General features: G+C 72.1%; 9 protein-coding genes. All 9 read right to left on the bottom strand.

Annotation, left to right across the window (positions count from 1 at the left end; genetic code table 11):
- Positions 1-38: 38 nt before the first annotated feature.
- Positions 39-2,369 carry an ATP-dependent Clp protease ATP-binding subunit gene (locus E1265_RS23815; protein WP_132933044.1) on the bottom strand — a complete coding sequence of 777 codons (2,331 nt, stop codon included), beginning with the start codon at positions 2,367-2,369 and terminating at the stop codon, positions 39-41.
- 36 nt (positions 2,370-2,405) lie between these two features.
- Positions 2,406-3,467, bottom strand: coding sequence for an aldose epimerase family protein (locus E1265_RS23810; protein ID WP_132933043.1), 1,062 nt, complete (start codon positions 3,465-3,467; stop codon positions 2,406-2,408).
- Between the two features lie 104 nt (positions 3,468-3,571).
- Entirely contained in the window at positions 3,572-4,828 is a 1,257-nt protein-coding gene (mmsB, locus tag E1265_RS23805) for a multiple monosaccharide ABC transporter permease (protein ID WP_132933042.1), read from the bottom strand.
- 1 nt (position 4,829) lies between these two features.
- A complete protein-coding gene (mmsA, locus tag E1265_RS23800) occupies positions 4,830-6,413 on the bottom strand; it encodes a multiple monosaccharide ABC transporter ATP-binding protein (RefSeq protein ID WP_132933041.1) in 1,584 nt (527 codons plus the stop codon).
- Between the two features lie 6 nt (positions 6,414-6,419).
- A complete protein-coding gene (gene chvE / locus E1265_RS23795; RefSeq protein ID WP_132933040.1) occupies positions 6,420-7,529 on the bottom strand; it encodes a multiple monosaccharide ABC transporter substrate-binding protein in 1,110 nt (369 codons plus the stop codon).
- 705 nt (positions 7,530-8,234) lie between these two features.
- Positions 8,235-9,209, bottom strand: a complete 975-nt coding sequence (locus E1265_RS23785; protein WP_165953853.1) for a hypothetical protein — start codon at positions 9,207-9,209, stop codon at positions 8,235-8,237.
- A gap of 83 nt (positions 9,210-9,292) precedes the next feature.
- Positions 9,293-10,312 (bottom strand): alcohol dehydrogenase catalytic domain-containing protein, encoded by a 1,020-nt coding sequence (locus tag E1265_RS23780; RefSeq protein WP_132933037.1) that lies wholly within the window; start codon positions 10,310-10,312, stop codon positions 9,293-9,295.
- Complete coding sequence (locus E1265_RS23775; protein ID WP_132933036.1) at positions 10,309-11,481, bottom strand: mandelate racemase/muconate lactonizing enzyme family protein; 1,173 nt, start codon at positions 11,479-11,481, stop codon at positions 10,309-10,311. Before E1265_RS23775 ends, E1265_RS23780 begins: the two co-directional genes overlap by 4 nt.
- A gap of 162 nt (positions 11,482-11,643) precedes the next feature.
- Positions 11,644-12,552: an SGNH/GDSL hydrolase family protein gene (locus E1265_RS23770; protein ID WP_207931182.1), complete on the bottom strand. Its 909-nt coding sequence runs from the start codon at positions 12,550-12,552 to the stop codon at positions 11,644-11,646.
- Positions 12,553-12,579 lie beyond the last annotated feature (27 nt).

The raw sequence follows: 12,579 nt of genomic DNA, 5'->3' as shown, positions 1-12,579 counted from the left end.
GAGCACGCCCGCGCGGAGCGCGGGCCGGGGCGGCTAGGCTAGGGCGCTGGCGGGGGCCAGCCTTCGGATTCGGCGGCGGCTTCGGCTGCCGCTTCCTGTTCGCGGGCGACGGCGCAGATGACGTGGCCGTCGCGGGTGTCGGCGACGAGCGTGTCGCCGGCGTGGGCCTCGTCGCTCAGCAGCAGCGTGGCCAGCTGGTTGTCGAGCTCGCTCCGGATGGTGCGGCGCAGCGGCCTGGCGCCGAGCTCCGGTTGGTGGCCGTGTTCGGCCAGCACGCGGCGCGCGTCCTCCGTCACCTCGAGCCGCATGCCCTGGGCGCGCACCCGGCGCCGGGTGCTTTCCAGCAGCCGGTCGACCACCCGGTCGAGTTCGCCCGGCGAGAGCCGGTGGAAGACGATCGTCTCGTCGATCAGGTCGAGGAACTCGGGCGGGAGGTGACGCCCCAGGTCCGCGGCGTCCAGGTCACTGGTCATGATGACCACCGTGTCGCGGAAGTCGACCGTCCGGCCCTGGCCGTCCGTCAGCCGGCCGTCGTCCAACACCCGGAGCAGCGCGTGGAGGACGTCCGGGTGGGCCCGCTCGATCCCGTCCAAGAGCAGCACGCCGTACGGCTGCCGCCGCACCCGCTCAGCCGGCAGTCCTGTGTGCCGCTCCTGGAACTCGCTCATGTCGAACCGCGCCAGACGGTCCTCGTCGCCGAAGAGGAGCGCCGCGAGCGCCTTCGCCAGCTCGGTCTTGCCCACGCCCGGCGGGCCGAGGAAGAGGAACGAGCCGACCGGCCGGTCCGGGTCGCCCATCCCGGACCGGTTGCGCCGCACCGCCTCGGCGACCGCGGTGACGGCCTGGTCCTGGCCGACGACCCGGTCGTGCAGGGCGTGTTCCAGCCGCATCAGCCGGTCACGCTCGCTCTCCGTGAGCCGGCTGACGGGGATGCCGGTGCGCCGGGACAGCACCTCGGCGACGTCGTCGGCCGTGACCTCCCGCACCCCCTCGCGGCGCTCCTCAAGCCCGGCCAGGATCCCGGCCAACTCGCCCTCGACGCGGCCGATCTCCCGCTTGAGCTCGGCGGCGCGCTCATAGTCGTCGGCAGCGATCGCCTGGTCCTTCTCGCGGCCGAGCCGAGCGATCCGGTCCCGGTGCCCGGTGACCTCGGTGGAGCGGCCAGGCGAGCTGAGCCTGGCCCGCGCCCCGGCCTGGTCGAGCAGGTCGACGGCCTTGTCGGGCAGGAAGCGGTCGGCGACGTATCGTTCGGAGAGATCGGCGGCGGCGGCCAGCGCCTCGTCGGTGAACCTCACCTGGTGGTGGGCCTCGTACGAGTCCCGCAGGCCCTCCAGGATCCGGACCGTCTCGTCGACGCTCGGCTCGGGGACGGTCACCGGCTGGAAGCGCCGCTCCAGGGGCGCGTCGTTCGCCACGTGACGTCGGTACTCGTCCACCGTGGTGGCGCCCACCACGCGCAACTCGCCGCGGGCCAGCGCCCGTTTGAGGATGTCGGCGCCCGTGCCCACCACGGCGTGCAGTCCGTCGACGAAGAGGACGGTGGCGTCCTCGGCGGCCCGCACCTCGTCGATGACGTTCCTCAGCCGCTCCTCGGCGACCAGGCCCGGCAGGTCGAGCGCGACGACCCGCCTGTCCCGCAGCGTCTCGGGCACGTCCCCGGTGACGATCCGCTGCGCGAGGCCCTCGACGATCGCGGTCTTGCCGACGCCCGGCTCGCCGATCAACACCGGGTTGTTCCTGGTGCGGCGGGAGAGGACCTCCATGGTCTGCTCGATCTCCTCGGCCCGGCCCACCACCGGGTCGAGCCGCCCGGCGCGCGCCTCCCCTGTCAGGTCACGGCCGTAGGTGTCGAGCATCGGGGTGGTGCTCGCCGGCCGGTCGACACCCGACGCGCCGAGCAGCCGCGCCGCGCCCGAGCCCGGCTCGTCGAGCAGCGCGGCCAGGATGTGCTCGGGCCCGACATAGGAGGCGCCGGCCGCCCGGGAGCGGGCGTGCGCGGCGATCAGGGCCCGCTTGGCGGCCGGCGTCAGTCCCGGCTCGGCCGCCGGCCCGGCCCCGGGACCCGGCCGGGCCCCGGCGACCCTCTCGGCGAGCCGGTCCGGGTCGGCGCCGGCCTCGGCGAGCAGTCCCCGGGCCGGCTCCACCCGGGTGCACGCCCACAGCAGGTGCCCGGTGTCCAGGTCCTCGACGGCGTCCGCGGCGGCCCGCTCCGAGGCCCGGGATATCAGGTCCCTGGCCGCCTCGGACAGCAGCCGGCCGATCGGCACCCGCTGCACCCGCGGCGGCGCGGCCGCCGGCGACATGCCGAGGAAGCGGTCGAGCAGGTCGGCGAACGGGTCGCGGGACGAGCCGGAGGGCGAGGACGTCATGCGTCCACTACAGCAACCGCCCGGATGGCCCGCCGGCTACCGTACGGCGAACGAGTGAACCGTGGTCGAGCGGTAGGTCTCGCCCGGACGCAGCACCGTGGAGGGGAAGTCGGGCCGGTTGGGGGAGTCGGGGAAGCGCTGGGTCTCCAGGCACAGCGCGTCGCCCTGCCGGTAGACGCGGCCCGAGGGCCCGGCCAGGGTGCCGTCCAGGAAGTTGCCGCTGTAGAACTGCAGCCCGGGCTCGGTGGTGGCCACCGTCATCAGCCGGCCGGAGTGCGGCTCGTAGACGGTCGCCACCCGCTCAGGATCGGCCGTCACACCCTTGTCGAGCACGAAGTTGTGGTCGAAGCCCTGGGCGCGTAGCAGTTGCGGGTGCGCCTGGCGCAGGTCGCGGCCGATGGGCTTGGCGCGGCGGAAGTCGAACGGGGTGCCGTCCACCGGGGCCGGCGGCCCCTCGGGGATCAGGGTGGCGTCGACCGGCGTGTAGTGGCCGGCCTCGAGCCCGAGGCGGTGGTCGTGGACGGTGCCCGCGCCCTCGCCGGCCAGGTTGAAGTAGGTGTGCGAGGTGAGGTTGACGACGGTGGGCGCGTCGGTCTCGGCGCGGTAGTCGATGCGGAAGCCGCCGTCCTCGGTGAGCGTGTAGTCGATCTCGACCCGCAGCGTGCCCGGGTAGCCCTGGTCGCCGTCCTCGCTGGTGAGCCGCAGCGTGAGCGCGGCAGGACCGGCGGGGGTGACCTCCCAGATCCGGCGGTCGAAGCCGACGTCGCCGCCGTGCAGGCTGTTGGGGCCGTTGTTGCACGGCAGCTGGTAGGTCCGCCCGTCCAGGGTGAAGCGGCCCCGGGCGAGGCGGTTGCCGAAGCGGCCGATCAGCGCGCCGAAGTAGGGGGAGCGGCCGGCGGCGTACGGTTCCAGGGTGTCGAAGCAGAGCGAGACGTTGGCCGACTCGCCGTTGCGGTCCGGCAGTTCGAGGGACTGCACGATCCCGCCGTAGCTGAGCACCCGCAGCCGGGTGCCGCCCCTGGCCAGCGTCCAACGGCGCACTTCGGCACCGTCGTCCAGCCGGCCGAACACCTCGGACCACGGCGCTTCATCTCTCACGGAATGTGCTCCTCAGCCGAAGGGGACGTCAAGATCCCACGACGGTAGCCCCCCGCCCAGGCAGGGACCCGAGCGGGGGGCACAAGCGGCCGGACGGCCGGAGGTCAGCCGCGTCCCGACAGGCCGCGGCGCTTGTTCCAGACGTCGAAGGCGACCGCGACCAGCAGCACCAGGCCCTTGATCACCTGCTGCCAGTCCTCGCCGACGCCCACCAGCTGCATGCCGTTGTCCAGCACGCCGAGCACCAGGCCGCCGATCACCGCGCCCAGCACCGTGCCCACGCCGCCACTCATCGAGGCGCCGCCGATGAACGACGCCGCGATGGCTTCCAGCTCGAACAGGTTGCCGGCGCCGGTGGTGGCGGTGCCGGTCCTGGCCGTGAACACGATGCCGGCCAGCGCCGACAGCACGCCCATGTTGATGAACACGGCCATGGTGACCCGCCGGTACTTCACGCCGGACAGCTCGGCCGCCGCCCGGTTGCCGCCCAGCGCGTACACGTGCCGGCCGAACACCGAGTTGCGCATCACGAAGCCGATCAGCACGACGAGTCCGCCGAGGATCAGCAGCACCACGGGAGTGCCCCGGTAGCTGGCCAGGGTGAGGGTGAACGCCAGCACCGCGACCACCAGCACCGCGCAGCGCAGCACGAAGAGGTTGAACGGCAGCACCGTCAGCTCGTACTGCCGCTGCTGGGAGCGGCGCCGCCACTCCTGGGCCACCACGGCGACGCACACCGCGATGCCCAACAGCACCGTCAGGTTGTGGTAGTTGGTCTCCGGGCCGACTTCCGGCAGGAACCCCTGGTTGATGTCCTGGAAGCCCTGTGGAAGGCCCGACCAGGTGCGGCCCTCGAGCAGGATCCGGGTGGCGCCCCGAAACAGCAGCATGCCGGCCAGCGTGACAATGAAGGACGGTAGTCCGACATAAGCGATCCAGAACCCCTGCCAGGCGCCGATGGCCGCGCCGATCAGCAGCGACAACAACACCGCGAGCTGCCACGGCAGGTCGTACTCCAGGATCAGCACGGCCGCCGCGGCCCCGCTGAAACCGGCTATCGACCCGACGGACAGGTCGATATGGCCGTTGATGATGACGATCATCATCCCGATGGCCAGGATCAGGATGTAACCGTTCTGGTTGATGATGTTGCTGACGTTGCGCGGCAGCAGCACGTCGCCGCCGGTCCAGATCTGGAAGACCAGCAGCAGCACGGCCAGCGCGATCAGCATGCCGTACTGCCGCATGTTGGTGCGCAGGGCGTTGCGCACCACGGACAGCAGCTGACGGATGCCGCCGACCTCCCCGTCGCCGCCTGGCGGCTGGTCGGTCGGGGTCTTGCCCAGGGTGGCCTGGCTCATCTCACCGTTCCTCGCTTCCGGGCACCGTCTCGGTCTTCGTCATCAGCCGCATCAGCGACTCCTGGCTGGCGTCCGCGCGGTCCAGCACGCCGGTCAGTCGGCCGGCGGCCATCGTCGCGATCCGGTCGCAGATTCCGAGCAGTTCGGACAGCTCGGACGAGATGACGATCACCGCCTTGCCCTCGGCGGCCAGTTGGTCGATCACCGTGTAGATCTCGGACTTGGCGCCCACGTCGATGCCGCGGGTCGGCTCGTCCAGGATCAGCACCCGTGGCTCGGCGTTGATCCAGTTCGACAGCACCACCTTCTGCTGGTTGCCGCCGGAGAGCCGGCCGACCTGCTCGAAGACGGTGGGCGCCTTGATGTTCATCGAGGCGCGGAAACGCTCCGCCATCCGGGTCTCGGCGTGCTCGTCCACGAGACCACGCCTGGCCACCCTGGGCAGTGCCGCCATCGAGATGTTGCGGCTGATCGTGTCGATCAGGTTGAGGCCGTAGGTCTTGCGGTCCTCCGTGACATAGGCGAGGCCGCGCTCGATGGCGTCCGACACCGACCTCGTCGAGACCTGCCGGCCGCCCATCGAGACGGTGCCGCGCTCATAGCGGCCCCAGGAGCGGCCGAACAGGCTCATCGCCAACTCGGTGCGGCCGGCGCCCATCAGCCCGGCGATGCCGAGGATCTCGCCGTGTCGCACGTCGAACGAGACCGAGTCCACCACCCGGCGGGCCGGGTCCAGCGGATGCCGGACGGTCCAGTCCGACACCGCCATCGCCACCTTCCCCGCCAACTCCCCGGTGTACGGGGTGCGGGTCGGGTAGAACCGCGTCAACTCACGCCCGACCATGCCGCGGATGATCCGGTCCTCCGACACCTCGGCCGGGGCGTCCGGCGCGGTCCGCACCGGCAGCGTCTCGATGGTGCGGCCGTCCCGCAGGATGGTCACCGAGTCGGCGACCCGGCGGATCTCGTTGAGCTTGTGCGAGATCAGGATGCAGGAGATGCCTTGCTCCTTGAACTCCAGGATCAGGTCGAGGAGCTTGGCGCTGTCCTCGTCGTTGAGGGCCGCCGTGGGCTCGTCCAGGATCAGCAGCCTCGCGCGCTTGGCCAGAGCCTTGGCGATCTCCACCAACTGCTGCTTGCCGACCCCAAGTTCGGCGATGGTGGTGGTCGGACGGTCCTCCGAGAGGCCGACGCGGCGCATCAGCCGCTCCGTCTCCCGCAGCGTGTCCGTCCAGTTGATCATCCCGGCCCGGTTGGCCCGTTCGTTGCCGAGGAAGACGTTCTCCGCGATCGACAGGTGCGGGACCAGCGCCAGCTCCTGATGGATGATCACGATTCCGCGCCGCTCGCTGTCCTTGATGTCGCGGAACGCGCAGAGCTCGCCCTCGAAGTGGATCTCCCCCTGGTAACTCCCGTGCGGGTGCACGCCGCTGAGGATCTTCATCAGCGTTGACTTGCCTGCGCCGTTCTCCCCGCAGATCGCGTGGATCTCGCCGCGCGCGACGGACATGTCGACCCCGTCCAGGGCCCGCACCCCTGGAAAGGTCTTGGTGATGTCGCGCATCTCCAACACGTGCTCGGTCATGATGGGTCAGCCCAGCTGCTCTTCGGTGTAGTAGCCCTCGTCGACGAGGATCTGGTAGTTCTCCGCGTCGACGCTCACCGGGTCCAGGAGATAGGCCGGTACCACCTTGACCCCGTTGTCGTAGGACTCGGTGTCGTTGGCCTCGCACTCCTCGCCGTGCAGCAGCGCGTCACCCATGGCCACCGCCTGGGCGGCCAGCTCCCTGGTGTCCTTGTAGACGGTCTGGGTCTGCTCGCCCGCGATGATCGACTGGACCGAGGCGAGCTCGGCGTCCTGCCCGGTCACCACGGGGAGGGGCTGGTCGGCGGTGCCGTAGCCGACGTTCTTCAGCGCGGCGATGATGCCGAGCGAGATCCCGTCGTAGGGGGAGAGGACGGCGTCGAGCCGCTCGGAGCGGTATTCGGCGGTCAGCAGGTCGTCCATCCGCTCCTGCGCCTCCGAGCCCGACCAGCGCTCGGTGGTGATCGCGTTCAGCTCCGTCGCGCCGGAGCGGACGGTGAGCTGGCCGCTGTCCAGGAAGGGTTGCAGCACCCCCATGGCGCCCTGGAAGAAGTAGCGGGTGTTGTTGTCGTCGGGCGAGCCGGCGAACAGCTCGATGTTGAAGCTCTCGTCGCCGCCCTCGGTCAGGCCGAGGGAGTCCACGATGTACTGGCCCTGCAACGCGCCGACCCGCTCGTTGTCGAAGGAGGCGTAGCAGTCGACGTTCTCGGTGTCCATCAGGAGCCGGTCGTACGCCACCACCGGGATGTCGGCGTCGGCCGCCTGCTGCAGCGCGTTGCCGAGCGAGGCGCCGTCGATGGCGGCGATCACCAGCAGGTCCACGCCCTGCGCGATCATGTTCTCGATCTGGCTGATCTGGGTCTCGATCTGGTTCTCGCCGTACTGGAGGTCCGTCTCGTAGCCGGCCTCCTCGAACTGCTCGACCATGTTCTCGCCGTCGGCGATCCAGCGCTCGGACTCGCGGGTGGGCATCGCGATGCCGACGGTGCCGCCCTCGGCGTCGGGGTCTCGATCCGGTTCTGAACCGCCCTCGGAATCCTGGCCGCAGGCGACCAGGGTGAGGGCGAGGGCGGCGGCTGTGGCGGCGCCTCGGGCGGCGAATCGGGCACGGAACATCGGTGCTCACGTCCTTCCGGCTACGGCTGTTACCTGCGGAGCCGGGCCGGCGAGCGGCGCCCGTCGGGGGGCGCCGACTCGCGCCGGTCCGGTGGTGCGGTGGTGCCTGCGGCGCGAAGCCGCGTCCGGCGCCCTGGGGGGCGCCGGCCTTGCCGTGGTGCGACGGTGCCTGCCGGCGGCGAGCCGCGAGCGGCGCCCCTGGGGGCGCCGGCTCGGGCCGGGCCGGCTCGTGCGGTGGTGCGTGTGGTGCTTGGCCGCGTGCCGGCGCCTGGCGGCGTCGGCCTGCGGCCGGGTTGTGCGGTGGTGCCTACGGCGCGAAGCCGCGTCTGGCGCCGGGTCGCCGGACCGTGGCCCGGTGGTGCCTGCGGTGCTGGGCCACGAACGGCGCCGTGGGCGCCGGTGGTGCCTGCCGGCGGTGAGCTGCGAGCGGCGCCGGTGGGGGCGTCGGCTCGGGCTGGGCCGGTGCTTGCGGTGGTGCCCGCGGCGCTTGGCCGCGTTCGGGGCCTGGGGCGCCGGTTTCTTGCGGTGGCGCCTGCGGCGCGGGTGGTGCGGGCGGTGCTTGGAAGTGTTCGGCGCCTGGCGGCGCCGGCCCGCGGCCGGGCTGTGCGGTGGTGCGTGCGGCGCCGGCCCGTGGGCGTGGTGCGCCGCCGCTCGTACGCGCTGTGGAGTTGTCCGCGGCGGCGGCCAAGGCCGCTCCGCCAGGCGTCAGTCGGCCTGCGGCGGCGCGAAGCGCCGCAGCTCGCCGGGGAGGCGGGTGCCCAGGGGGGCCATGTTGGTGTTGGCGCCCAGGCGGGTCAGGAGGTCGAGGGCGAGCCGGCCGCGGCGGACGCGTTCCTTCGCGGTCTCGAGCGTGACGTCGCGCAGGTGCCCGCCGACCGGGTAGATGCCGGGCGCCTTGCTCAGGCCGAACTTCAGGTAGATCGGCGCGCCACGTCTGATCAGTTCCGCGATGTCGTACATGCGGACGTAGCCGCCGAGGTCGTCCGGCGCCTCCAGGTAGAAGTCGAGCGGCACCCGGGTCGCCCGACGGATCTCCGTGAGGTGCTCGAGCGTCAGGTCGGACGGGATGTTGACCGAGTCGGCGCCCAGGCCCTCGTGGACCGCGACGGACGCCGGGTTCACCGGGCCGATCAGGGCCGACACCTTGAACGTCGTGTCGGCCGGCAGGACGCCCTGCGCGCGCAGCCGGTGGAGCAGCCACAGCACGCCCTCGTCCGCGACCAGCAGGCACTTGACACCCAGTTCCGCGGCGCGCAGCGCGTCCTCCACGCAGCCGGCGACCGCGCCGTGGCCGCGGGCGCGGAGGCCGGCGCCGCCGGAGGAGGTGCGGGTGCCGGCGCCGATGTCCCACGTGCCGCGCGGGCCGGTGAAGAGGCACAGCTCGACGCCCGCCTGGTTGCAGGCGTCGACCATCTCGGTGATCTCCGCGTCGGTGAGCATCCACACGCCGCTGCCCTGGCTGATGCGGTGGATCGGAACGCCCAGCTGGGCGGCCTCCTTGAGGACCGTGTGCACGGCCTCGGGGCCCTCGACGGAGGGTATCTCGGTGCGCCACGTGCCGCCGTCGGGGAAGGCGTGCGGGGAAGCGTCGGCGGGATCGTCCGCCGGAGCCGCATAGCCCAGCGCGGCCAGGGCGGTTTCACCCGGGCGACGGGGAGTGGCGGGCGTTGATTCAGACACGATGCTCCATTGTTCGCGGTTGTTCGATCAATAGGGAAGAGGTGTGAACGGGTTTGCTTCCTGGGGTGGTTGGGACCGCGCGGCTACGGAGTGAGCAGGACCTTTCCCACCTCTGGGTCGCCGCTGCCGACCAGGCCGACGGCCTCCCCGAAGGAGGCCAGCGGCAGCCGGTGGGTGATCAGTTCGGCGGGCCGCAGCAGGCCCTGGCCGAAGGCCAGCGTGGCGTAGGACCAGGCCGCCGGCGGGGCGCCGAAGACGCTGGCGACGGTGAGCTGGCTGACCGACAGGTGGACCGGGTCGATGCCGTGCGCGCCGGGCTCCGGCATGCCGGTCAGCACCACCCGGCCGCCGCGCCTGGCCAGGAGACAGGAGTCGCGGGCCGTGCCGGGCGCGCCGGCCGTCTCCACCACCAGGTCGTAGCGGCCGTGCAGCTCCTTGGCCTCCTCCGGGGCGGCCGTGACCGAGGCGCCCATCGTGGTGGCCTGCCGCAGCGGCCTGGTCCGCGGGTCGACGGCCAGCAGTTCGGCCGGCGACGTGGCGGCGAGCAGCTGCACCGCGAGCAGCCCGAGTGTGCCGGCGCCCACCACGGCGATCCGCTCGCCGGCGCGCGGGGCCGCCCGCAGCACGGCGGCCGCGACCACGGCGGCCGGTTCGAGCAGGGCGGCCGCCGTCAGGTCGGCGTCATCGGCCAGCGGGTGCAGCAGCCTGGCGGGCAGCACCAGGTAGTCGGCGAAGGCGCCCGGCCGGGTGAAGCCGGTCTCCTCGTATCCGGCGGTGCACAGGCTGGTCTCGCCGGTGCGGCAGCGGTCGCAGACCCCGCAGGCGCGGAAGCCCTCGCCCACCGTCTTACGGCCCACCAGCGCCGCGTCGACGCCGGGCCCGGCCGCGTCGACCGTGCCCGACCACTCGTGTCCCGGCACCACTGGGTAGCGGACGTATCCGGCGGCCCGGGTGCCGTCGTACACCTCGCGGTCGCTCGCGCACACGCCGGCGGCGTGCACGGCCACCCGGACCTCGCCGGGTCCCGGCACCGGCGGCTCGCCGGTGACCAGGCGGTGGGTGCCGGGCCGCTCCACCAGCACGCTGCGCGCGTCGCCGGTCACGACCGCTTCCCCGCCCCACCGTCGCGCTTGTGCCAGTCCTCGGCCCACAGGTCGAAGTGGGCCTGCTGTTGCGGGAACTCGGCCGCCGCCTCGGTGTCGAGCTCGACGCCGAGCCCCGGCTCCTCGGAGAGCGTGAAGTAGCCGTCGACCACCTCGGGCGCGCCCTTGACGACCTTCTTGATCTCGGCGTCCGCGAAGTCGTTGAAGTGTTCGAGGATCTTGAAGTTCGGGGTGCAGCCGGCCAGTTGGAGGCTGGCCGCGGTGAGCACCGAGCCGCCGACGTTGTGCGGGGCGACCAGCACGTAGTGGGTCTCGGCGGTGGCGGCCAGCTTGCGCATCTCGCCGATGCCGCCGATGTGGCCGAGGTCGGGCTGGATGATGTCCACGGCCTGCGACTCGAACAGCTCCCGGAACTCGATCCGGTCGTGGATCCGCTCGCCGGTGGCGATCGGGAGGTTGGTCTTGGCGGCCACCTTGGCGAGCGCCTTCAGGTTCTCCGGCGGCACCGGCTCCTCGAGCCAGGACGGGGCGAAGCGCTCGAGCTCGCCGGCGAGCCGGATGGCGGTGGCGGGGCTGAACCGGCCGTGCATCTCGAGCAGCAGCTCGGCCTCGGGGCCGATGGCGTCGCGCACGGCCTCGACCAGGGAGATCGAGCGCAGCGTCTCGGCGTGGTCGAGTTCGAAGCTGCCGGTGCCGAAGGGGTCGAGCTTGAGGGCCCGGTAGCCGCGCTCGACGACCGCCTGGGCGGCCTTGTGGAACGCCTCGGGGGTGCGCTCGACGGTGTACCAGCCGTTGGCGTAGGCCTTGACCCGGTTGTCCGAGGCGTTGGCCCGGCCGCCGAGCAGCTGCCAGACGGGCACCCCGAGTGCCTTGCCCTTGATGTCCCAGCAGGCCATCTCGACGCAGGCGATGCCGGACATCACGATCTCGCCGGCCCGCCCGTAGTCGCCGTACTTCATGCGGCGCACCAGGTCCTCGACGGCGAACGGGTCGGAGCCGACGATGTGGTTCGCCTGCGCCTCCCGCAGATAGCCGATCAGGGCGTCGGTGTGCCCCAGCATGCGGGTCTCGCCGACGCCGGTCAGGCCCTCGTCCGTGTGGACCTGCACATAGGTGAGGTTCCGCCAGGGTGTGCCGACGACATGCGTGCTGATTCCGGTGATACGCACGGGAAGCGCCCCTCCGCCACGTTCGATATTTCGTTAACCGTTCGAAATCCTGGCGAGAACGTTAGGAGGCAGGCCATACCCTGTCAATGGTCGGGAAGGTCGCGGGTCGGGAAGGTCGCGGGTCGGGAAGGTCAGGGAATGGATACCGCGCTTCGGGCCCGACTAGTCCACGCGGGGCGCCACCGGCTCGGCCGGCTGGTCCGTCGTGATCTGCTCGTAGGCCAGCGCGGCCAGCTCGGACTGGCCCTCCCGGCTCGGGTGGAACCAGTCCCAGTCGCTGAGGTGGCTCGGCGTGAAGCGGAAGTCGAAGACCGCACCCCCGTCGTAGCGGCAGAGCTCGTCCGCGGTGCAGACGTCCTCCAGCACCGTGTTGTACTCCTGCACGCGCGCCCGCACCTCCGCTCGCCGCTCGCCGGCCGACACGCCGTCGTCGCTCGCGTCGCTCAGCATGGAGGGGCAGATGTTGGCCATCTGCCACACCGTGCGGGCCATGAAGGACTCGCTGCCCTCCTCCCAGAGCCGCATCAGGTCGGGGACGCTCGACACGTAGATGCCGGTCTCCGGGAGCTCCTCCCTGATCACGCCGAACGCCTCGGTCAGCGCCGCCCTGAACTCCGTCGGGCTCGTCATGGACGCCACGTCGGCCGCGCAGGCGTCGTTGGCCCCGATCAGGACGGTGACCAGCTCGGGTTCGTGGCGGACGGCCTCGGCCGCCTGGGCCGGCAGGTCGGCGACCCGGGCGCCGGTCGCCGCCAGGTTCCATGACCGCTCGGCGGTCGCCTCGCCCAGTAACTGCTGCGCCAGGCTGCTCACGGCGGTGTCCGTGCCGGTGACCCAGGACGCCTCTGGGCAGTCGGAGAGCAGGGAACAGGCGTCGAAGGCGCGGGTGATGGAGTCCCCGATGGCGGCCACCGAATCGGGGCTCGTGTTCCACTCCGGGGCCGGGGTCGCGACCTCGTCGGGGGCGGGGGCCGCCTCCCGCGGGCCCTCCGAGGTGCAGGCGGCCAGCGCGGCGATCAGGACGAGGGGCAGGGCGGACGTCGCGATGAGCGAGCGGCGGCTGACCGGCATTCAGTTTCCTCAGGGTCCGTAGGGGGC

The organism is Streptomyces sp. 8K308, assembly GCF_004348315.1.
Classification (GTDB): Bacteria; Actinomycetota; Actinomycetes; order Streptomycetales; family Streptomycetaceae; genus Streptomyces.
The sequence above is the reverse complement of the archived record's forward strand: the minus strand, read 5'-3'. Positions and strand labels throughout refer to the sequence as shown.

Coding starts and splice junctions, on each gene's coding strand:
- E1265_RS23815 (WP_132933044.1), bottom strand. CDS start 2,369: ATGACGTCCTCGCCCTCCGGCTCGTCCCGCGACCCGTTCGCCGACCTG.
- E1265_RS23770 (WP_207931182.1), bottom strand. CDS start 12,552: ATGCCGGTCAGCCGCCGCTCGCTCATCGCGACGTCCGCCCTGCCCCTC.
- mmsA (WP_132933041.1), bottom strand. CDS start 6,413: ATGACCGAGCACGTGTTGGAGATGCGCGACATCACCAAGACCTTTCCA.
- mmsB (WP_132933042.1), bottom strand. CDS start 4,828: ATGAGCCAGGCCACCCTGGGCAAGACCCCGACCGACCAGCCGCCAGGC.
- chvE (WP_132933040.1), bottom strand. CDS start 7,529: ATGTTCCGTGCCCGATTCGCCGCCCGAGGCGCCGCCACAGCCGCCGCC.